This window comes from Flavobacteriaceae bacterium GSB9 (genome assembly GCA_022749295.1).
Taxonomy (GTDB): Bacteria; Bacteroidota; Bacteroidia; order Flavobacteriales; family Flavobacteriaceae; genus Flavisericum.
The window spans coordinates 415,588-437,700 of the sequence record CP062007.1 but is presented as its reverse complement, the minus strand read 5'-3'; the positions used below and the strand labels follow the sequence as shown (position 1 = coordinate 437,700).

Sequence of the window (22,113 nt, the reverse complement as noted above, 5' to 3'; positions counted from 1 at the left end):
TGTTAACATTTAAAGAAATTATAAAAAATGAAAATTATAGAAAATTTAAAAACAAAATTAAAACTACTAAGCGTATGTCTTACGATAGTAATTTTAGCAGGGTGTAGCCTCGAAGAAGAGGTGTACTCAATTTACACACCCGAAACGTTCTATTCTAACGAAAAACAAGTTCTTTCCTCGCTTTCTGGGATATATAGAAACTTTGCAAGGACTACCGGTATGGGGGTAGAATACAGATGTTTGGAACTTCCAGGAGACCAAGTTGTAGTTCATGAAAAAATCCAAGGATGGTGGGGAGGCGCCAATTTTGCTGAGTTGATGGAACATAAGTGGACACCCAGTCATGCTTATATAGCAGGAACTTGGGACTCCTACTTTAGGACTGTTGGCCAAACCAATGCACTCATTGCCTCTTTAGAGAATTCTGCACTTTCTGAAGAAGAAATCGCAGGCCCTATTGCAGAATTACGTTCCCTTCGTTCTTATGCCTATTTTTTCTTAATGGATTTATTTGGTAATGTACCTATTTTCACTTTACCAAAAGTAGACCCGTTAAATTTACCAGAACAAAACACAAGAACTGAAGTCTTTGATTTCGTTACCTCTGAATTAATAGCTGCTGCAGAAAACCTACCTACAAAGGCAGAAGCTGGCGATAGTTATTATGGAAGGTTTACAAAAGAAGCTGCTTACGGATTATTGGCTACCGTTTATCTCAATGCTGAAGTTTACACTGGAACTCCACAATTCGACAAAGCGTACGATTATGCTCAATTAGTAATTGATTCTGGGTCTTATAGCTTACTACCTGACTATTTTGACAATTTTACATACAACAATGACAACAATGCCGAATTTATATTTGGAGCTATTTACTCTCCTGACATTGCTGGTGGTGTTGGACATCCGTTGGTACAAAAAGTGCTTCCAGGAATACAAGGAGGCTTATTTGGACTTCCCTACACGCCCCAAAACGGATTTGGCACCAGGCCCTCAGTACTTGCTCTGTATGAAGATGGAGATGATAGAAAAAATCTAATCATTCCCTACGGTAATCTTATAGATCCTAGAAATGGAGAAACAGTAATGGTAGAACGTATAGTACCTGATAATAACTCAAAATTATACGATCCAGCTACTTCTACGGAAGGTCCTGTTCCTTATGAAATTATTCCGGCTACTGGTATCCGTCTACAACCTATGAATGCAGGTTTAAAATGGATTAAATGGGGCTTAGACCCTAACACGAATGGCGGAAACGCTGGTAACGATATCGCTTTTTTAAGGTACGCTGATATTCTTTTAATTAAGGCAGAAGCCTTAGCTAGAGGAGCAAAAGGTGGCTCCCTTGAAGATGCCAGGATTATTATTAATGAGGTTAGGGCTCGAAGTAATGCTGCTCCATTGCCCTCAATTACTTTAGACGATGTACTAGACGAAAGAGGAAGAGAACTGGCTTTTGAGATGCATAGAAGACGGGATTTAATACGTTTTGGAGAATTTGGAAATGCTTGGGAATTTAAAGAACCATCTGAATCATACAGAACAATTTTCCCAATACCGTCGACTGCCCTAGGTTCAAACCCTAATCTAGAACAAAACCCTGGTTACCCTAATTAACGACTAAGGTTTTTAATATAAAAACGCTAAGGCATTAAACCTTAGCGTTTTTTTTTACCAGAATATAACAGTATAGCACAGGATACAGTAAAAACAATAAATAAATATATTTGGTTATCACAATAACACTAAACTACTAATGAAATACTTTACAAACACAAAAAGAACAATATGCCTTAAAAATGTAATTATGTTCTTTTTTTTATTGGCTTTTACAACTACAGGGGTTACCCAAGAGCCGACAAATGATGTAACCACTCCCCTGCATGCGCTACAACCAGACTACCCCGTACCTTATGCACAGCCATCTCAAGAAGAAATAATCAAAACCGTAGATAGGGTTTATGATTTTCTTGAAAATAATACGGCCTCAAAATTAATAGACTCACGAACTAACAAGGAGCTTACGAAACTAAAAAACCTAAATCAGTTTATTGTTTTTGAACCTGGTGCTTTTAGACTAACAAGCTATGAATGGGGTGTTACCTACTCAGGGATGCTTCATTTAGCCACAGCTACTGGAAATAAAAAATATTCAGATTATACTCAAAAAAGACTAAAGCTAATTTCAGACATAGCTCCTTTTTACAATAAAAAGTTAGACGAAGACAAAAATTACCCTTCACCAATAATTCAGTCATTACGTCCACATGCATTGGATGATGCCGGAGCAATTTGCGCAGCCATGATTAAAGCAGAAAGGGCTGGATTAAATACCAACCTTCAACTACTTATAAATAACTTTATTGATTATATAAGCCATAAACAATTTAGATTAGAAGATGGTACCTTGGCAAGAAATAGACCCCAAAAGAACACACTATGGCTAGATGATTTATTTATGAGCGTACCTGCTTTAGCCCAAATGGGGAAATTAACAGGTAACGATAAGTATTTCAATGATGCAGTGAAGCAAGTCTTACAATTTTCCGAAAGAATGTTCAATAAAGAAAAAGGGTTATACATGCATGGTTGGGTTATGGGCATGGATTACCATCCTCAGTTCCATTGGGCCAGAGCCAATGGTTGGGCTGTTATGTCATTGGTAGAATTATTAGATGTTTTACCCAAGGCACATTCGGGTTACGATAAAGTGCTAAAACAACTTCGCCAACACATCGAGGGACTAATCACTTATCAAGATGGAACAGGTTTTTGGCATCAACTAATAGACAGAAACGACACGTATTTAGAAACTTCTGCAACAGCAATTTACACTTATTCAATTGCAAAAGCGATAAATAATGGTTATATAGATAAGTTAGCTTTTTCTCCAGTTGCCTTATTAGGTTGGAATGCCATCGCTACAAAAGTGAATCAATTAGGCCAGGTTGAGGGCACTTGCGTTGGCACGGGTATGGGGTTTGATCCTGCCTTTTATTACTATCGCCCTATTAATATTTATGCGGCGCACGGTTATGGCCCTGTTTTATTGGCTGGCGCTGAAATTCTCAATTTGCTGAAGAATAATGAATTTGAAATTAACGATAGCTCTCTTCAATTAAAAGTTAAAAATTAGAATACATTATTCATATGCTAAAATTTAAAAAATATAAGATTTTTTTAGTTTGTGCTTTAGCTATTGCATGCAAACAAAATACTAAGAAAAATGATAAAATCTTCCCACATCCAAACATACTTTTAATAATTGCCGATGATGCAGGTTGGAATGATGTGGGTTATAACGGTTCTGAAATTAATACCCCTAATATTGATTGGTTAGCGAAAAATGGCGTACAGCTCAATCGGTTTTATGCAAATCCTACCTGCTCACCATCAAGAGTTTCTATTTTAACAGGAATGCCAGCTAGTAGAATTGGTATTGTGGCTCCTATTAGCGGGAAAAGCAATAAAACTTTACCAGATTCTATCACAACACTGCCTCAAGTTTTGAAACAGCACAATTATGAAAATGCGCTCTTTGGTAAATGGCATTTAGGCTTAGATATTTCTAACGGTCCAAATGCTTTTGGATTCGATTATTCGTATGGGTTCCTTCATGGGCAAATAGACCAATATACGCACCGATATAAAAATGGTGATGCCAGTTGGTACAGAAACGAGCAAATGATCGAAGAAGAAGGCCACACTACAGATTTGGTGACCAAAGAAGCTATTGAATGGTTAACCCAAAAACGGGACACTACAAAAAATTTCTACGTTCAACTAGCGTATAGCGCGCCTCACTTTCCCCTACAAGAAGAGGACAAGTGGAAGGCACCCTATTTAGAAACCATAGCTGATAGTTCTAGACGCGATTTCGCTGCGGCCATGACACACATGGACCGTAGCATTGGTAAAGTCCTTGAAACCCTCAAAAAAAATGATTTAGAGAAAAACACTTTGGTTGTTTTTATGAGTGATAATGGAGCCATGGAAAACTGGTACCCAACAACGCAATATAACGGTGCTCACGGTCCAAATCCTGTTTTGGGAAGTAATGAACCGTTACGTGATTGGAAAGCTTCAAATTATGAAGGTGCGGTTCGCGTACCAGCTGTTTTTTATTGGAAAAACCATTTGAAACCTGAAATTAATGGGAATTATATATCAGTTTCAGATATAATGCCTACTATACTTTCTTTGGTTAACGCTGAAAAACCAGAAAATGTTGAAGGTAGCAATGTGTGGCCAACCATAGAAAATTCAAGTGTTGAGACGAAACATGTTATATATATTCGTGGCCATAAGCAAGAATGCCTCATTCAGAAACCATGGAAAATAGTTAGAAAGCGCTATAAAGATAATTCACCTCCTTTATATGAACTTTTTAATATTGAAGAAGACCCAGAAGAGCAACACAATTTAATCGATAAAGACTCTGTGATAAGCAATAGTATGAAAACACTTCTTCAAAATCAATTCAAAAAAGACGATAAAACCGTTAATGTTGAATTAAAATAAACGCTGTGTCTTGATGAGACTTAAATTAACATACCTCATTATTTTATTATTAAGTTTTTCGTGTAAAGTCACCGATAAAAATACAAATACATCATATCTGGCCGATAAACCCTTATTTAAAGACCCCGTTTTTGATGGTGCTGCAGACCCATCCATAATTTGGAATAAAGCCCATAAAAAATGGTATATGTTTTATACTAACAGGCGTGCCAATGACACTACCGCTAATGGGGTAGCATGGGTACATGGTACAAAAATTGGGATTGCTGAATCTAAAAACGGAGCACACTGGACCTATAAAGGTACGGCAAACATAAACTATAACTTAAAAGACGTTACCTATTGGGCTCCAGATGTTTTGGAGCACCAAGGGGTTTACCATATGTATTTAACCATTGTACCTGGTGTTTTTGAGGATTGGTACCATCCTAGACATATCATTCATTTGACCAGCAAAAATATAACAGATTGGGAGTTTCAATCAAAATTAGAATTGGCATCAGAACGCTGTATTGATGCCGATGTTTTTCAATTACCAAACGGTACTTGGCGCATGGTCTATAACAATGAAAATGACGGTAAATCTATATACTATGCTAACAGTCCAGACTTATTTACGTGGACAGACAGTGGTAATAAAATCATTAAAGATCGTGGGGAGGGCCCCGTAGTTTTTAAATGGAAAAACAAAAACTGGATGATTAATGATGCATGGCGCGGCTTGGGTGTTTATTCTTCTAATGGTTTTGAAAACTGGAAGCGTCAAAAAAACAATATTTTGAAAACAGCTGGCACAGGAATCGATGATAAGGTAAAAGGTGGTCACCCCGATGTTGTTGTTCAAGGGGACAAAGCCTATATATTCTATTTTACCCACCCCGGAAGAATAACAGAAAATGAAGGACTAGACGCCTACGAAACGAGAAGGAGTTCTATTCAAGTTGCCGAATTAGAATATGTAAACGGAGAAATTATCTGTAATCGAAATAAGCCGGTTTACATTAACCTTAATCCATCAAACTAATGAGCGATAATATAAGAAATGCATTTAAAATGAAATTAAAGCCTGGATTTGAGGCTGAATACAAAAAACGGCATGATGAAATTTGGCCAGAATTGGAAAGGTTGCTTTCCGATTCTGGCATTCAGGATTACAGCATTTTTTTAGATGAAGAAACATTAACCTTGTTCGCTGTTCAAAAAATTTCAAAAGACTTTGACATGGCCTTTTTACCTAATCATCCGTTGGTAAAAAAATGGTGGGCCTACATGGCTGATATAATGGATACCAATGAGGATAACTCGCCTATTGAAACTCCTCTAAAAGAGGTTTTTCATATGGATTAACCGTAAAAAAAAGCAGACCGAAATTATCGGCCTGCCTTATAAACTGTAGTTGGTTTAATATCTATTCGATGATTATCAACTTCGAATATTTTTGATTGTTACTATCCTTTAAAATCAACATATAACTTCCCGAGCTTAATTGGTTTCTATTTAAAATAAACGAATTGTTTCCTGCTGTAAAAGCTTTTTCCTTTGAACTTAAAACTTCTACTCCCATTAAATTATAAACACTCATTTTAATTTTTGTAGCTTGTTTAAGATTAAAAACTACATTGGTTTGATTTGAAAATGGGTTTGGGTAATTATTTAATCCATCTTTAACAATAAGGTCTTCGACACCCAAGGTTCCTGTTTCAAGATACCCTAAATCTGGTGCTGACCCATTATATGGTAAACCAATATCAATTCCGGCATCAATAAGATCACTTCCGGCAACTAAAGCCATAAAGTCTACATTTGGTAAACTTCCGTCTGCCTGACGTGGAGCCGTCATCAGTTCAAAAATATCTAAACTCTCGAAATCTGCTGCATTGGCTACCAGGCCGTTTTGCCAACTGTTATTAGTAATATCGCTATTAGTGGCGTTAAAACTATCATTACTTCCACTAGAAACAGAAACCGAATTTTTTATAGTAAGAGAATTAGCGATATTTCCACTTCCAAAGCTTATATTTCTGCCATTGCTGTAGGCCGAGCAATTATAAATTTCTATATCACCACGATTACTATTATGATCAAAGCCATCATAAACGTTGCCTGCAGCAATACAATTGTAATAAATGGCATTATGTTTTAGTAATTTATCGTCGCTTCCACCAGTTTTAAAACCGTTTCCATCACCTGCTCCTATAGTACCGGTTTTTAAATATCCGTTTCTTATAGCCCAGCAATTTTCATAGGTTGTTGTAATGTTATTGGCGCCACGAAGGTAGCCATCCCAGCCATCATCCAGATTTTGCCATGCCCTACAACCAATAAACTTGTTGCCTGTACCCACATCTAGCTTAGCTGCAAAACCATCGGCATTTTCTAAAGAAGAATCGGCATTGTTAAAAGAGTCGCAATTTAAAACCGTGTTGTTTGATGCGCCGTTTCCCATTTGAAGTCCGGAATCCTTACATTCACTAAATGTGCAAAACTCTATTAGGTTATTGTGACCACTAATAAACATACCGTTGTCGCCAGCACCAAAAATATCAATGCCTTTTATATGCCAATAAGATCCAGATAGCGATATGGCACGATTAGATGAACTTTCAGACATAGATGAAAAATCAAATAGTGGACGTGAGGTGTTGTCTGGATGCGGTAACAGTGAAATTAAAATTCCATCGGTTCCATTTCTGTTAATAGAAAACTTAGAAGTAAAATTATATGTACCTTCTTGAATGTAAATAACATCTCCTGCATTAGCACTCGAAAGTGCAGTGAGAAGCTGTTGAGGTGTACTTACGTTGGTTTGTGTAAAACCAAAAAAGTAATTAATTAAAATAAATGTTACAAGTAATATTTTTTTCATTGAAGTAGATTTTTTACAAAGATATTCTTTATTTATGATTTTAAATTTATTCCTTTGCTATTTTAAACAAAAAAGTGGACAGAACAATCAATTCTACCCACTCATCTATAAGTTTTATATTTCTCTATTTAGCTGTTATAATTTTTATCAATTTTTGATTATTGCTTCCTTTTAAGATAAGTAAATAATTACCTGAAGCTAATTCATTGCGTTCAATCTTTAACCTGTTTTCACCAGAGTAATATGTTTTCGTTGGTATTTGTAACACTCTAACGCCCATTAAATTATAAATGGACACCTCGATATCCGTATTACGTTTCAAATTGAAAACTACATTAGTTTGATTGGAAAATGGGTTTGGAAAACTTGATATCGTGTTATAAAAATCATTTTTTTTTGTACTTAATGTAGAAAATTCAGAATATCCTAAATCCGGTGCAGAACCACTATATGAAAACCCAACATCATACCCTGCATCAATAAGATCACTTCCCGAGGCTAATTTTAAAAAATCCGTATCGGGTAAACTTCCATCTACATTCCTAGGAGCTTTTAATAATTCTATATCGTAGGCTATAAAATCTTCTGGTGTAACGGTTACATCCAAATCAAAGTAATTATTATTGAGCGTGCATTCAGCCTCATTTATGTTTGTTATTTCATTTGAAGGAGAAGATGCTCCTGCTCCTAAATTATTCGCCATAATGTGCCCCCATCCTGGAACATCTGTACCATAAGCTTCGGGGGTTAAAGCCTCACAGTTTAGCATATTGTAGTTTTCTGGGTTTTGAAAAGCTGTATTGTTGTACCAATAATTTCCATTAAGATGGTGATTAGCATAAAACCCTCTTAACCTATTTTTTGCCGCAACACAAAACTGAATGGTGTTCATAGGTATTGGTGCATATCGATCTACCACCTGTTGATAAGTTTGAGCAGATTTACCATAACCGCCGGCTTTAAAACCGGTACCGTCACCACGAGATACTAAGTCGTTACCCGTACCTGAAGCCGATGAATAACCATTGTAAAAGGCCCAACAATTTTCAATCAACACAGGTTCTGCTGAATTAATGAGATCGAAACCATCATCACTATTAAGCCAAGCACGACATCCTCTAAATACGTTTCCAGTATCACCGTTTCGAACATGACATCCAAAACCATCTACATTTCCACCACGGCCACCTTGTGAAACAGAATCCCAATTTTCGTAGGCATCACAATTTAATATCAAATTATTGGAACCTCTTAAAATATACACACCAATAGCCATGTTGTTGTGCATACTTATATTTTCAAGTGTATTATTGCTGCCTTTTATTTCAAAACATTCCGATTGGGTATGGGTGGTTATAGTTACTTGAACTCCAACAATTTCTATCCCTTTTATATGAATGTTATCTCCAGTTAAGTAAAATGCGAATATTCGCTTATCGGCCGGCTTAATATTTGAATAATCAAAAACAGGTTTCTCATCTTGATAGGCAAAATAGTTAATGCCATTTTTATTCAGCTCTGTGACATAAGCCCAGATACTTTCATACCTTTGAATTTGGTCTTCACGCATGGTATATAATCCACCACGAATAAAAACGGTATCTCCCCATGAAGCGAGTTCTTGTGCCCTTTTGATTGATTCTACCGGATTGGCAAAACTACCATCATTAGCATCATTACCATCTGGAGCAACATAATAGTCTGCTGCAAATGAAAACAGACTTAAACAAGAGAAAATTAAAACGGTTATATAATTTTTTGTAATGGTCATTTTTTATTAAAGATACTTATTTTAAAATTATTTCTGTTTAGAGCTGCCAGCATTATATTAAAACTATGCTGATACAGTAATTTATTATCACTGTTATTCAAAAACAAGTTTTAAATTCTTGTTTAAATTATTTCCCATAACATTCAAAATGTACATACCGTGAAGTTTTTTGTCTTCAAAATTTAGTATAAAACGCCCTTTTTCAATAGCATCGACATTTTTCTTTAACACTAATTTTCCTGTAATATCTGATAATGTTACCATCATTTTTTTATTTGAATAGGAATCAATCTTAATGTTTATTTCTTGACTTGCCGGGTTTGGAAAAACTTGTACTGCATTGTTATAGTCAAATGTTTTAACACCTAGTGAACCATTTTGGTATAGACTGGCTACCTCGGTAGCGTTTAAAGCATAGTTGAATATTTTAAGCTCGTCTAACTGCCCTTTGTAAGGCGCTGGCGATGTACCATTTTGAAGCTCTAATTCACCAATATTTCCAAGTATTAGATTACTCACCTCTGCGATGTCAGAAACTCCGGTTTCATCCAAATCACTAACAAAGGTACCATTTCTATATAGCCTCAATTTGTGCTGTTCAATATCGCGCAACACAACAACATGTACCCATGAATCATTGAAAAAATTTGATGCTCCAGTTGAAAGTTCCTTTTTAGTTACGTTATCATCAATAGCAAAACGCAATTGGCTATCTTTAAATTCAATATTATACCTTTTTCCAGTTGATCCTGTTGAACCGTTTACAGTAAAGGACCCTTTACACAATAAATAAGCACTATTAGAGCCCGTAGGCATTAAGCTTAATGGAGCTTTCATCCACAATGAAATAGAAAAGGAACTATTGTTTAGGTAAATTTGGTCTGCATTTGGAATACTAACGATAAATGTTTCGTTTGGTGCGGTTGAAAAATCGATAGCATTGTTTTCTTTTCCTGCTACCCTAACGTTCGCATTGTCGTAATTTACATCCAACACGCCATGATTACCGTAACTTGATCCATCGGTAATTTGTGCTCCAGCTAGAGGCGCCTCGTTGAACGCCCAATAACCTACCATTTCCTTTGGCACATTAGCTATGGTTCTAAACTGCCATGTATCACCAGGAACTAATCCTTTGTTGTTAGAAGCGTCAACTCTCCAATAATAATCAGTATCTGTATTCAAACCGCCAACTTGATACGACGGACTTGCTGAATAAGGCACGTCTGCTACCTTTGTAAGGTTTGATGCGTCCTCTCCAAAATAAACTTCAAAATTTTCTGTATTGTCGCTACCGCTCCAAGATAACATTACGATTCCTGCAGAGAGTTCTACAAAATTAAACCCATTGGCCGGCATGGGATCTATTGGTTTGTCTGGTGCCGAAGGAACGGCCAGTGTGGTTATAGATGCATTGGCATACGCCGAAGCTTCGGCGCTATTTACGGCCTTAACTCTATAGTAATATTTAGTATCAGGTTCTAAATTCGTATCGTTATAGGATTCTACATTTGCACCTACCTGGGCTATTTCTGTAAATGTATTACCATCAGTTGAACGCTCGATAATATAATTATCTTCATTATCGGCGTTGTCTTTCCAATTAATAGTTAAAGAACTACTTGGTGGCACTTCTATAGTATTTACATTAGTAAAGTTTAAATTTGAAGGCGGTATTAAAAAATCAGGTGGCGTTTGGTTTACCAAATTATTAATATAAACCTCTATGTTTAAATAAGGTGCATTCGAAACACTTATAGCAACAGCATCCGATGGGTTGTTTTTATCTAGACCGTTAGCGTCTTCCCAATCATCTGGCATACCATCAGCATCAGAATCTTGAGGAGAAGGTGCACTATAAACATGCCCTACACCTCCATTTTCAAAAGGTAAGTCTGTTTCTCGATATACATAAAATGCTTTAGTACCTTTTGATGTTAAGTCGGCTATCATCAAACTATCAACTTGATCTCGTTTAGGGTAAGATGCTCCTACACTCACAACAATATTATCAAAAGCTTGTTGAGCTGTTAAGGGGGCGTTTTTTACCGGATAATCATAAGGCTCAGCCAAAAGTGTATTAGCGTCTCCCGTAGGATAACCTGTTAAATCTTCAGATACCAGACTACCATCTAAAACTCCATTTTTATTGCTATCGAAATAATTACCCGAACCATATAAAAAGAAATTGGCATTACCTCTGTTAAAAGGTGTTGTTACATCGTCTCCTGTATGAGGTCCACTGATAAAATAATTATTGATAATGTTTACGTTAGAAATACCCTCAGAATCGCCGCCCATAATATAAGCATCACCAGACTCTGTGTGTCCATACGTATTACCATAGTTACCCCAGTTGTAAACCACATTGTTTACAAATTCGTTAATGCCTTTTACTTTTGGATTACGCGTTTTATTACTGATGTATAAATTGCCAATTAAACTAATTTTTCCATCTGAAGGTTGTATAAGCCCTCCAGCTGAATGGTTATGCCTGTGCAAACCATGACCGATAATAGAATTTTGAACCGTGATATTATCAGGGCTAGTTCCCTTATTGTCCCAGTTAACCGAAAAAACCTCGTCTGTACCCCAAGTAAATGTCATATGGTCAAAAATCATATTTGAACCATTCGAAACACCCGAGGCATCTTTATTTTTAGCCCAACCTCCAAAACGTATTCTTAAGTAACGAGCAATTGTATTACTAGCACCGGAAAACATGACACGTTGGCCATAGAAAACAATACCTTCTCCTGGTGCAGTTTGACCAGCAATAGTTGTATTTCTTGGAACGACAATATCTGAACTTACATTAATTATACCACCAACAGTAAATAGTATGAAACGTCCTTCTTGACTTACAGCATCTCGAAACGATCCTGGTCCACTATCGTTTAAGTTTGTAACTAGGTATACCTCAGGATTAGCAGCTCCTCTAGCACCTGTTGTATAACGTCCAAAACCTGTAGCTTCTGGAAATGCTAATGTTTGCGAATTAATGCTTAAATAACTTAAAAGCATCAAAGTTATAGATAACACTTTTAGAACAAACCTTATTGACAAAACTTTGTTTTTCATAGTTTAATAATCTTATTACCCGAAATTGTTTTACCTCGTTGGACCTATAAATGATTTTTTAATTCAAAAAATGATAGCTATTAATCTAAAAAAGGTCTTAACTATAACATATTAAGACCTTTTTCATAATAAATTATTTATAAATTAATCTTATTCTGTTTTTTTTTGAAACATTGAAACAGAAACAAGTTAGTTTACATTATTCCTCTTCTTTCCAAATAAATGGTAAATACCAGTTTTCATTATTCATCAACCTACTTCTTACTTCATCTGCATTGGCATTACCTTCTTTCGAAAGTTTTTCATAAATTTTATCGGCCAAGAAACCAGGGTCATTCCTTCTAAGCGCTATACGCACCAAATCGCCCCATCGGTTGCCCTCAAAAGCCAATTCTAATGCACTTTCTTCAATCAAATCGTTTTCAATAGAAATTAAACTGTCTCCAACTACTTCTTTGAACTCTACGTAGGCACGGCCTCGAAGCCCTTCATTACGATGCCAATCACCTCTATAGTATGGAAAATCGCCTTGCCTTGCATCAAAATTATAAGGAAACGGTAAGTTGGTTTGTTCTATATCGGTTACATCTGTTTCTCCAGGAACCCCATATTCACTTTGCAAACCATTATTTAACAATGCATAAGCCAATCTATGTTCTCCGTCACGATTAGCAGCTTCTGCAAAGCGTAAATGAAGTTTTGCTGCACGATATAAGAACCAATCGCCATCTCTTTCAAATTCATCAACAGGCATGAAATTCGTAAAGTCTAAATAATTAAAAAGATACTTCACAATCACCTCTTGGTCATTTATAATATTATATGAAAATCTTTCTCCACGTGCGTCATAAGGAATATCATTACGCTGCGTTTGGTCTTTCCATAAATCTATGGCTCGCTGAGATGGTTTAAGTAAATAATTTCCGCCTTGGTTTGAAAATAGGTCGATAAATGGGTTTTTAGGTGCAAAATTACTATCAAAAGGTAATGACCAAATCCACTCAGTATTCCATCTGGCATCCTTCTCTCTGGCAAATATTGAGCGCCAACCTTGAGAATTATTATCTACTAAACCGGTGGCATCTTGCTCTCTAAAACGTATATACCCCACACTCAAGTCATCGTTTGTAGCAACATTACGGGAGCCTAAACGGTAGGTATCAAAAAGCACACCTATATCACCACTGCCTGTACCGGTTTCCATAACATTTTTATAATGTATTGCAGCTTCTAAATAATTCCCTTTCCAAAGCTGTAAATCACCCAAAAGACATCCTTTGTTAATAAAGAATTTTGGAGTATTGTACCCATCAACACTAATAACCAAAGAACTACTTTCGCTATATAATTCTGTGTAAGGTAAGCTTTCAGTAAATTCAACAAGTTCATCGATTAACTGTTCCAATGGAATTCTTTCAAAATTACTGGGATTACCAATATCATCAATATTTTCAATAGGCTCTGTAATATAGGGTACTGCTCCGTAATGCATTCCTAATTGCAAATACAACCAGCTTCTTAAGGTTCCTATATCAGAATAACGTTCGTTGAACTCATCAGTATCCAATCTAAAATCTGCACGCATCAGTTCAAAATTCTTAAGAACATCGTTGCACATATTTATTACTTCATAAAAATCCTTAGGATTTGCATATGGGTTATCGGCAGTTACCGAATGCTCACTTAACTGTCTTAGTGTTAAATCTGCATTATCAGTTGGGCTTACCAAATCGGCACGCAATTCATTCAATACAACATACTTTCTTGCCAGTTCCATAAACTTACCGTAAACACCTACTACAGCAGCATCGGCATCAAAAACATCTCGGTAAACTTGGTCTTTGTTCAACTTATCCTGTGGCTCTACTTCCAAAAAATCTTGACATGAAGTAAAAGCAATGGCCGCCAAGAGAGTTAAAATAAAAGCTCCTTTAATATTATTTTTAATCATTGTTTTCATTTTTCTAAATCTAAACATTTAATCAATTATAGACCTAGGCGTAGCCCAAGTTGAACTGTTGTAAATTGAGGCATAAGACCAAGATCGGCGCCTTGTCCAAATATGGATTGTGATGCACTAAACTCTGGATCGTAGCCCAAATAATCTGTGATGGTAAATAAATTATTCCCTGAAGCATATACTTTTACATATTTAATGATTGCAGGATCTATTTCAATATCATAAGATACAACCAGTGTTTTTAGCCTAAAGAATGAGCCATCTTCAATCCACCTACTTGAAAACGAAGCATTACCAAGTGGATCGCCCCACATAGCTCTGGGAATAGAGGTTTGCTGACCCTCAGCTATCCAGCGGTTTTCTATTGCTCTACTTTGGTTTTCATAGCCGCTCATTTGTTCTAAACTTCTACGTACACCGTTGTATAAATCGTTACCTACAGAAAAGTTAAACAAGCCTGAGACACTTAACCTTTTGTATTTAAATACTGTGCTTATACTACCCGTAAAATCTGGGTTAGGGTTACCAATTACTGTGCGGTCGTCTTCATCTATAACATTATCGCCATTAAAATCTTCAAAAATAATGTCACCGCCACTAAAAGGCATCAAACTTCCATTTTCCATTCTTCGAGACAACCCATCTGCATTAGCTTGAGCAGTAGTACTGTAAACACCGTTAGCTTTATAACCATAAAACAAATTGGCATCTTGGCCTTCATCAGTTATATAAGTTGCTCCGCCAAATTCTGTAAGAATGCGGTCGTTTGGTAAGCCTAAAATTTCGTTTTGATATTTTGATAAATTAATACCCAAATCGAATTTTACATTTGGTGTTTGTACCAACCTTGTATTTAATGCTAATTCGGCACCTCGGGTTTGCATATTTCCGCTATTGGAAACAATATAATCGAAACCACTTGTGGTATTTAATGTTTCGTAAGTAATCATATCTGTGGTTTCGTTATTGAATACATCGATAGACATATTAAGTCGCTCATTGAACAGTCCTAAATCAGCTCCAACATTTAGCTTTCTTACACTTTCATGCTTTAGATCAGGATTTCCTATGTTAGCCCTAACCAAACCTTGAATTCCCAATAAATTTTGGGAAACATAAAGCTGTTGTGCCGTGTAGTTTCCTATATCATCATTACCACTTACGCCAACACTCGCTCTAAGTTTAAACAAATCAATTCCAGAATCTTTCATGAAATTCTCAGAGGACACCAACCAAGCGGCAGATAGCGACCCTAATGCTCCAAACTTTACATCTTTTCCAAAACGACTAGAACCATCATAGGCTGTATTGGCCGTTAAAAAGTATTTGTTTACATAATTATATTCAAGACTCATATAGGCATTAACCCAATTCCACTCACCAAGAGCTCCTCCTACTTGTCTTAAGAGGTTGCTACCGGCACCAACAGTTGTAAAATCGTCTGTTGCGGAATTGAAGCCTAAACCAAGATCGCTTTCTGATTCGTTTGATTGTGTTCTAAAACCTAGTCTTGTATTGAAATTATGTTTGTAGTCTAAACTCTTTTTAAAAGTTAAATAAGCATCGGTGTATAACGAGTATAATTTCTGAACCTCACTACCACTTCTATTCTTTCCAATGGCAGTTGGCAAAACAATATCGGCTACACCAAAATCGGGAATAAAAAATGTTTCGCGTTCTTTATTATATGTTAGACCTGTTAGTAGGTTTGCGGATAAGTTATCTGTAAAATCATATTGGAAATTTAAATTACCGAAAAAGCGGTAGTTCTTGTTTATGCCAATGCCGTTTTCGATAATAGCTGTAGGGTTACTTACGTCAAAAATATCAACATCAGCTAAGTTTGGAGAAACTTCTCCTGTTTCATTTATTACATTTAAAGCAAGGAACGGTGCCTTGGTAAGCCCCAAGTATAACGGACTAGTTTTATAAGCAAGCCCTTGATGATTTTGGTTTTCTGTGTTATAAGTAAATGAAAGATTAGCATCTACCGAAAGTTTGTCTGTAAGACGCAATGCCGCATTGAGTCTAGTACTATAACGCTCCAAGTCAGAATTCCCTGAAACACCTTCACTGCTTAAGTAACCTACAGAAATTCCATATTTAGCAATTTCATCACCACCTTTAATTTTTAAATAGTAGCTTCGGTTTTGGCTACTCTTAAACACTTGATCCTGCCAATCGGTATTATTATGGTACTGATAATAAACGCCACTATCTCTGTTATCGAGCATCCAAGGCATATTTGCAATCTGCTCTTGAGTATCGCCTCTAGTAGCAACCAATTGTGACAAATATGTCCTGTAAGAAGCGGCATTCATTACTGGCATTGGTCTAGGGTCTTCGTTTATACCACCATGCATAGTAAAGTCTATTTTTGTACTTAAATCCACTGGACGCGTTGTTGTAATGATTATTACCCCATTTGCTCCTTTGGTTCCGTATATAGAAGATCCATCTTTTAACACCGTTATATCTTCAATATCTTTTACTTCTAACATGGCAAGTGGCGACGATGTGTTATACTGTATAATGCCAGAACCATAATCTTCATCATCATAAATCATCCCGTCTAAAACTATCAATGGTTTATTTGTTGCATAGAGTGAATTAAACCCTCTAATTGTTAAACGTGCACCAGAACCAGGAACTCCCGAATTGCCTACACTGTTTAATCCTGCAATACGCCCTTGTAGAAAATTGCCAACAGACTGGTTAACAGGAACCCCCCATTGTTCTTGCTCAAAGTCTAAAACTTGAGCAGCTTTTGGACTATTGTACTGTAATTCCTCATCGTTACCCGGCAGATTTGAAGTTTGATAGAATTGAGAATAACTCTCTTCATAAAGTATTATTTCTAACCCACTTTTTCTATTATTAAGTGGGTAAACTTTATTTTGATAGTCTTGTCCGCTTACAATTAATAGAGCATTTAGATGCGGTACATTAATAGAAAAGCTACCGTCTTCCTCTGAAATTGCAGCCGAAAAATCAGCCACAGCTATATTAATACCTGAAATACCTTCACCAGTTAAAGCATCAATTATAGATCCTGTAATTTTTATACCCTTTTTGCTCTTGGTATCAACTGCTGTAGAATCCGTTGGATTTTGAGCATAAAGATTACTATCAATTCCACCGAATAACAGTATGCAGAGAAGACTGGTTAGTTGTAATATTTTGTGCATAATAAGTTGGTTTAAAAGATATTTATTTTATGAGTGGAACTAATTTTAAATAATCTAAAGTAATGGTGTTTTGTCCGTTACTACCTGTATTAGCTGCAACAACAGACAACATATAAGCCCTAGCTTCTTCAAGCGTGAACTCACCAACATAAACGTCTTCATAAACAGAGCGTTCAACTTCCGTTTCCAATTCTGCTATAGGATTGATTACAGCTCCTTCAGTAGGATCAAAAGTGCCACCTACTCTTAATGACTGATTAAAATCGTTACCTTGAACATCATTTATCGCTCTCCAATATACTTCGTAAGTAGTACTGTAAACGTTTCTGCCAATGTTATAATTAACGGCCAATTGAGGAACACCGTGATTTTGAACCATAATATCATTAAAGAAAACGCCATCTGGATCTTCCTTTTCTCTATAAAACGTACTTGATCTAACATTTTCACTAAAACCAATGGGCTCTTCGCCTTCAATATGTGTTGTTAGTAAACGTGTTTCTAAAGGAATATCCATAGCATCCATCACATAAACAATACCATTGCTCAATATAATTTCTTCAGCGATATCATCTTGATTTATAGGCACTTTAACCCCAAAAGAAGACACAAGTGTATCTGGAAGGTTTTCACGTGCAACGGCTTTATGAAACGCCAAGTCTCTTGTTGCAAAGTAACTAGCATAAATAGCCGTAGAATCTGAATCTACGGTAGTTTTTATTTGATAAGGCTTTAGTTTTTCAACTTCATCATTAAAAGCACTATTCTTTAGCATGAAAAACGTGTACTTGTTTTTCTCGTTGTTGAGGTTATAAACATTATTTAAATATGAATTCGTTAGAGAATCTGCGTATAGTTCATGAATTTCTGGTTCACTAGCTTTAGCTATACTATCTGATTGATACAAATCAAACTGTTTTAATGATAGCAAGTAGTCACTCATGTTATTACTTCCTGATTGACTATTGATGTACTGCCAAATATTTTGTTTTGGCTCTATGGCTTCACTTATGATATGGAATAAACCATTTGAAGCATACTGGTCTACTGTTACCACATTTGATTCAGCCATTACCGTACCATTTTTAAACTGGAAATACTTATTTGAAAGCATTTGAATTGTAACAGTATCAGCTTCTGTTACGGACGAAAATGCCGTAAGCGCAATATGGTTTCGTACAAACAATCTTTTTTTAGCCAAGTCACTTAATAACGTTGGGTTAACCTGTGCCATAGCATCATTATTTGGAGCCCAGACCGTATAAGTCTTAGAGCTGGCAAGCAGCCCAGAAAGCCCTGTCTCTTCTAAAAGTTTTCCAAACGCACTGGTTTGTGGCGTACTCTCTATGCGCTCAGCAAGATTTTGTGTTAGATTTGGGTCAACCTTATCAATTCGGTCATCCCAAGGGTCTGAACAAGATATTACAGCAACAAGGGCCATAATTGCTAATAAGCTTTTTAAATATATTTTACTTGATATCATCCTTAGTGGATTAGGTTTAACTTTTATTATAAATTTATTTTTTATTCTTCAATTAGGCCATCTCCCCCTGATTCGAATTTTGGATATAACTGATCCATATCAACCGGCCTAAATTCAACCACATCTAACCATGTCTGGCCATTTCTACTATCCTGTACAGCCTCAAATGTTAGTTTATGCCTACCTGTTGTAGGTACTTCAACAATACCAACAAGTCTACAATTAAATCGGTTGGTAAACGGTTCTATATGCCTTTTATAACCTTGCGATTCTAATACACGTTCTGGCTCGCTGGTGTTACCGTATTCAGTAAAATTCACTTTTCTGGCAAAAGGAATACCGTTAAGGGACACCTCACATGAAGGTGACGATCTACCATTTTGTCTGTAAGACACCCAAACTTTATACTTTCCTTTAATAATCACGGGTGTTGTAAACGTTATAGGATCAAGGTAACCATTTCTAAAACGGAATAACTCAACAACATCGCCATGCCAAGCTCTGTCTAGATAAGCACCATCTCCAATATCTGCTGCCAGATATGTTAAAGGCTGATCATCTGGCCAATCGACATCTCTAAGTTCACTTTTTCTTAGGGATACAAAATTTCCAGGTTTTCTAAAAACAGAGCTCAACTGTCTGATTTCCGGCTGATCGCCTAAATCGAAATAAACAGGTGCGGGGAATCTCTTTTTGATAAAGAAATTGTCTTTCATTAAATGCAAAACGCCATTTGATGCTGTTATATCGCTCTCCTCTCGATTAATTTCAACACCTTTCTCTAAAATACCATTGAAAGTTACTTCGTTTATTAACAACGAGTCAGAGGCTAGAGTTACCGTAAGTACCTCTAAAGGTGCTTTAGTCAATATTGCAGGAGTAATTGCTAAATCTGCCATATAATTTAACCCTGGTAAAATTCGATAGGCCACGAACAAATTAAGACTGTCTTCAGGATTCATAGGGTCTCCTAAATGGCTGTATCTAGCTTTTAAATCATCTAGATTGCTAAAACCTGCCTTTTGAAACACAGCATCAGTTTGTGCTAGCACTGTAAGATGACTGGAAATACTATCTTTATCATAAGTGACTGGTTCGTCTAATTTGTCATACCATCCTGTTGCTTTTAATGCTTCAGTAAAGAGAGCTAAAGATTCATCGCTTTCAATGGTTTTTGCTAAAGTTTTGTCAGCGACCCTAAGCACTTTATCCAAAACATGAATTATTCCATTTCCAACTTCAATATTAGAACTTATGATACTAGCTTCTTTATTTATTGTAATACTTGAAGCGCCATCTACAAAGGCCGCTCCAGTTATTAAAAACTGTCCTTGTAAGCTCGGACTTGGAATTTTACCATCGGTAAAAGAGACTGTTGAAACCTTTTCTGGTAAAATATGTAATTTGGCTAGTTCCTGAAGGTCTTCTAAAGGAATATCACTCACAGCGTTTGCTCCATAATCATCTAATAATTTTAAAACGGCATCATTAGTTGGTAAGAACATGGTATAGGTTCCGTAAGTGTTCATAAATGCAGAATATCCTGTTACATCTAAAATTTCCAGAAACAAGGAATACTCTTCATTAGCTCTTAAATACTCGGTAATGTTTAAAGTCTCATCTGTAGACTCTTTATACTTTTGAGACGTACAGTTGAGCACAACAATAGTCACTAACGCCGTAAAAGCGAGTCTCATCAAATTTTTTAGATTAAATATTTTTTTCATGACTACAATTTTTTATTTGTAAAATGGGTTCTGAACAAGTTGTTTATTTGTAAACAACTCATTCTCGTTAATTGGGAGGTAGTGGCTGTTAGAGTCTTGCAATTTAGCTAAAATACTCTGTTGTTGATTAGCAGGTGCACTTCTTAAAGCTACAGCCAACAAAATGTCTAAGTACGCATAGTTTTCTTTTCGGGCATTACGCAAAACATCAAACCATCGTTTTCCTTCAAATGCAAACTCTCTTGCCCTTTCGGCAAGTATATATCGTCTAATTCCAAATTGGTCGTTAACTCCTGGCTGTTCTTCTGTAAGGCTAATTGCTGCACGTTTTTCTCTAATTAAATCAATAATCTCTAAGGCCTCTCCACCTCTATTAAGCTCATTAAGTGCTTCGGCTTTCATAAGCAAAACATCGGCATATCGATATATAAACCAGTGTGTATCAAATTCTTGTCGGGATTTACGTTGTTCTTCGTTAATACCAGTGTATTTATAGATTTCGTTGGTACCGGGCACAAGTGAAGCCCGTTCGCCTCGGACATCTTTATTTTCAGGGTCTTCAAAATCGATTCCAAAAACACTTTCCATTACTGTTGGTGCAGCTAAATATTCCGGACGCTCAAACAAGATAAAATAAAAAGGGTTTGTATTTTGAGTAGTATATTGAAGTTCGAAGATGCTCTCTGATGAATTTCCTCTTGCAAAAACTTCAGTAAACCATTGTGGACTAGCATCTATTAATTGGTATTCACCTGAATTAATAACCTTATTTGCAGCGGTAAGAGCTGCTTCATAATTCTCTTGCCACAAGTAAACATCTGTTAACATGGCGTTTATGGCATTTTTTGTGACGCGTCCCTTATTTGATGCAATATCTTCATAGTCTTCTACAGCATAACCTTCGGCCATTGTTAAATCGGTTACCACTTGTGCAAAAATATCTGCCTGTGGTGTAACTGGTAACTGAAAATTATCTTGGTCAGAAAGCGTTGCCTCCAATTTTAAAGGTACATCTTTAAATGTGCGGGCCAGTGTGAAATATAAATACGCTCTAATGGCCAAGGCTTCCGATAAATAATTATTTAATTGTGTTTGCGTAAAGGTAGGGTCGTTCTCTAAAACTCCCGGTGCTAGGTCAATTACAGTATTACAATAATTTATAATTCTGTAAAACAAATACCAATTCGTCAAACTATTTGCCGGTAGTATATTAGAGGTAAGCAGTTCAATTTGCTCTTCAGTCATCCTAGGGCCAGGAGCTACCATGCCCCCTCTAAGCTCACCATAAGCAAACATATATTCCGCTAGTGTTGCATCTGTTCTTAACATAGCAGAATATATTCCAATCACCGCAGATTGCACATCTTCCTTGGTTTGCCAAAATTCTTGGCGAATAGTACCATTTTCAGGCTTAAGATCTAAATAGTTATCGCAAGAAAAATTAACTGATACTATTAAAAAAGTGAGTGTATATAAAATTTTTGTTCTCATAAGAGTCAAATATTGTATTAAA

Annotated in this window: 13 protein-coding genes; 5 read left to right on the top strand and 8 right to left on the bottom strand. The window is 36.2% G+C overall.

Annotated elements, in window-relative coordinates; translation table 11 throughout:
* Positions 1-27: 27 nt before the first annotated feature.
* The 5 genes from GSB9_00396 (at position 28) to rhaM (ending at position 5,871) form a co-directional block, all read left to right on the top strand.
* Positions 28-1,620, top strand: coding sequence for a RagB/SusD family nutrient uptake outer membrane protein (locus GSB9_00396; GenBank protein UKM63850.1), 1,593 nt, complete (start codon positions 28-30; stop codon positions 1,618-1,620).
* A 190-nt stretch (positions 1,621-1,810) separates the two neighbouring features.
* Positions 1,811-3,139 (top strand): glycoside hydrolase family 88 protein, encoded by a 1,329-nt coding sequence (locus GSB9_00395; GenBank protein ID UKM63849.2) that lies wholly within the window; start codon positions 1,811-1,813, stop codon positions 3,137-3,139.
* Positions 3,140-3,153: 14 nt separating this feature from the next.
* Complete coding sequence (locus GSB9_00394; GenBank protein ID UKM63848.1) at positions 3,154-4,524, top strand: sulfatase-like hydrolase/transferase; 1,371 nt, start codon at positions 3,154-3,156, stop codon at positions 4,522-4,524.
* Between the two features lie 13 nt (positions 4,525-4,537).
* Complete coding sequence (locus GSB9_00393) at positions 4,538-5,548, top strand: family 43 glycosylhydrolase (protein UKM63847.1); 1,011 nt, start codon at positions 4,538-4,540, stop codon at positions 5,546-5,548.
* Entirely contained in the window at positions 5,548-5,871 is a 324-nt protein-coding gene (rhaM, locus tag GSB9_00392) for an L-rhamnose mutarotase (GenBank protein ID UKM63846.1), read from the top strand. The genes GSB9_00393 and rhaM overlap by 1 nt, the downstream gene beginning before the upstream one ends.
* 61 nt (positions 5,872-5,932) lie before the next feature.
* On the opposite strand, the gene GSB9_00391 is transcribed toward rhaM, so the two are convergent.
* The 8 genes from GSB9_00391 to GSB9_00384 all read right to left on the bottom strand — a co-directional run bounded on the left by GSB9_00391 (position 5,933) and on the right by GSB9_00384 (position 22,091).
* The gene (locus GSB9_00391; protein UKM63845.1) at positions 5,933-7,390 is read right to left on the bottom strand and encodes a T9SS type A sorting domain-containing protein; all 1,458 of its coding nucleotides are present in this window, start codon (positions 7,388-7,390) and stop codon (positions 5,933-5,935) included.
* Positions 7,391-7,514: 124 nt separating this feature from the next.
* The gene (locus tag GSB9_00390) at positions 7,515-9,161 is read right to left on the bottom strand and encodes a T9SS type A sorting domain-containing protein (protein UKM63844.1); all 1,647 of its coding nucleotides are present in this window, start codon (positions 9,159-9,161) and stop codon (positions 7,515-7,517) included.
* Positions 9,162-9,254: 93 nt separating this feature from the next.
* Complete coding sequence (locus GSB9_00389) at positions 9,255-12,242, bottom strand: fibronectin type III domain-containing protein (protein UKM63843.1); 2,988 nt, start codon at positions 12,240-12,242, stop codon at positions 9,255-9,257.
* 199 nt (positions 12,243-12,441) lie between these two features.
* Positions 12,442-14,193, bottom strand: coding sequence for a RagB/SusD family nutrient uptake outer membrane protein (locus tag GSB9_00388; protein ID UKM63842.1), 1,752 nt, complete (start codon positions 14,191-14,193; stop codon positions 12,442-12,444).
* Positions 14,194-14,228: 35 nt separating this feature from the next.
* Entirely contained in the window at positions 14,229-17,390 is a 3,162-nt protein-coding gene (locus tag GSB9_00387; GenBank protein UKM63841.1) for a SusC/RagA family TonB-linked outer membrane protein, read from the bottom strand.
* Positions 17,391-17,412: 22 nt separating this feature from the next.
* Positions 17,413-18,831 (bottom strand): fasciclin domain-containing protein, encoded by a 1,419-nt coding sequence (locus GSB9_00386; GenBank protein UKM63840.1) that lies wholly within the window; start codon positions 18,829-18,831, stop codon positions 17,413-17,415.
* A gap of 83 nt (positions 18,832-18,914) precedes the next feature.
* Positions 18,915-20,600, bottom strand: coding sequence for a fasciclin domain-containing protein (locus GSB9_00385; protein UKM63839.1), 1,686 nt, complete (start codon positions 20,598-20,600; stop codon positions 18,915-18,917).
* Between the two features lie 12 nt (positions 20,601-20,612).
* Complete coding sequence (locus tag GSB9_00384; GenBank protein ID UKM63838.1) at positions 20,613-22,091, bottom strand: RagB/SusD family nutrient uptake outer membrane protein; 1,479 nt, start codon at positions 22,089-22,091, stop codon at positions 20,613-20,615.
* Positions 22,092-22,113: the final 22 nt, after the last annotated feature.

What these genes read in the sequence shown, in the direction of transcription:
- GSB9_00384 (UKM63838.1), bottom strand. Translation starts at nt 22,091, where the DNA reads ATGAGAACAAAAATTTTATATACACTCACTTTTTTAATAGTATCAGTT.
- GSB9_00386 (UKM63840.1), bottom strand. Translation starts at nt 18,831, where the DNA reads ATGGCCCTTGTTGCTGTAATATCTTGTTCAGACCCTTGGGATGACCGA.
- GSB9_00394 (UKM63848.1), top strand. Translation starts at nt 3,154, where the DNA reads ATGCTAAAATTTAAAAAATATAAGATTTTTTTAGTTTGTGCTTTAGCT.
- GSB9_00395 (UKM63849.2), top strand. Translation starts at nt 1,811, where the DNA reads ATGTTCTTTTTTTTATTGGCTTTTACAACTACAGGGGTTACCCAAGAG.
- GSB9_00390 (UKM63844.1), bottom strand. Translation starts at nt 9,161, where the DNA reads ATGACCATTACAAAAAATTATATAACCGTTTTAATTTTCTCTTGTTTA.
- GSB9_00393 (UKM63847.1), top strand. Translation starts at nt 4,538, where the DNA reads ATGAGACTTAAATTAACATACCTCATTATTTTATTATTAAGTTTTTCG.
- GSB9_00385 (UKM63839.1), bottom strand. Translation starts at nt 20,600, where the DNA reads ATGAAAAAAATATTTAATCTAAAAAATTTGATGAGACTCGCTTTTACG.
- rhaM (UKM63846.1), top strand. Translation starts at nt 5,548, where the DNA reads ATGAGCGATAATATAAGAAATGCATTTAAAATGAAATTAAAGCCTGGA.
- GSB9_00389 (UKM63843.1), bottom strand. Translation starts at nt 12,242, where the DNA reads ATGAAAAACAAAGTTTTGTCAATAAGGTTTGTTCTAAAAGTGTTATCT.
- GSB9_00391 (UKM63845.1), bottom strand. Translation starts at nt 7,390, where the DNA reads ATGAAAAAAATATTACTTGTAACATTTATTTTAATTAATTACTTTTTT.
- GSB9_00388 (UKM63842.1), bottom strand. Translation starts at nt 14,193, where the DNA reads ATGATTAAAAATAATATTAAAGGAGCTTTTATTTTAACTCTCTTGGCG.
- GSB9_00396 (UKM63850.1), top strand. Translation starts at nt 28, where the DNA reads ATGAAAATTATAGAAAATTTAAAAACAAAATTAAAACTACTAAGCGTA.
- GSB9_00387 (UKM63841.1), bottom strand. Translation starts at nt 17,390, where the DNA reads ATGCACAAAATATTACAACTAACCAGTCTTCTCTGCATACTGTTATTC.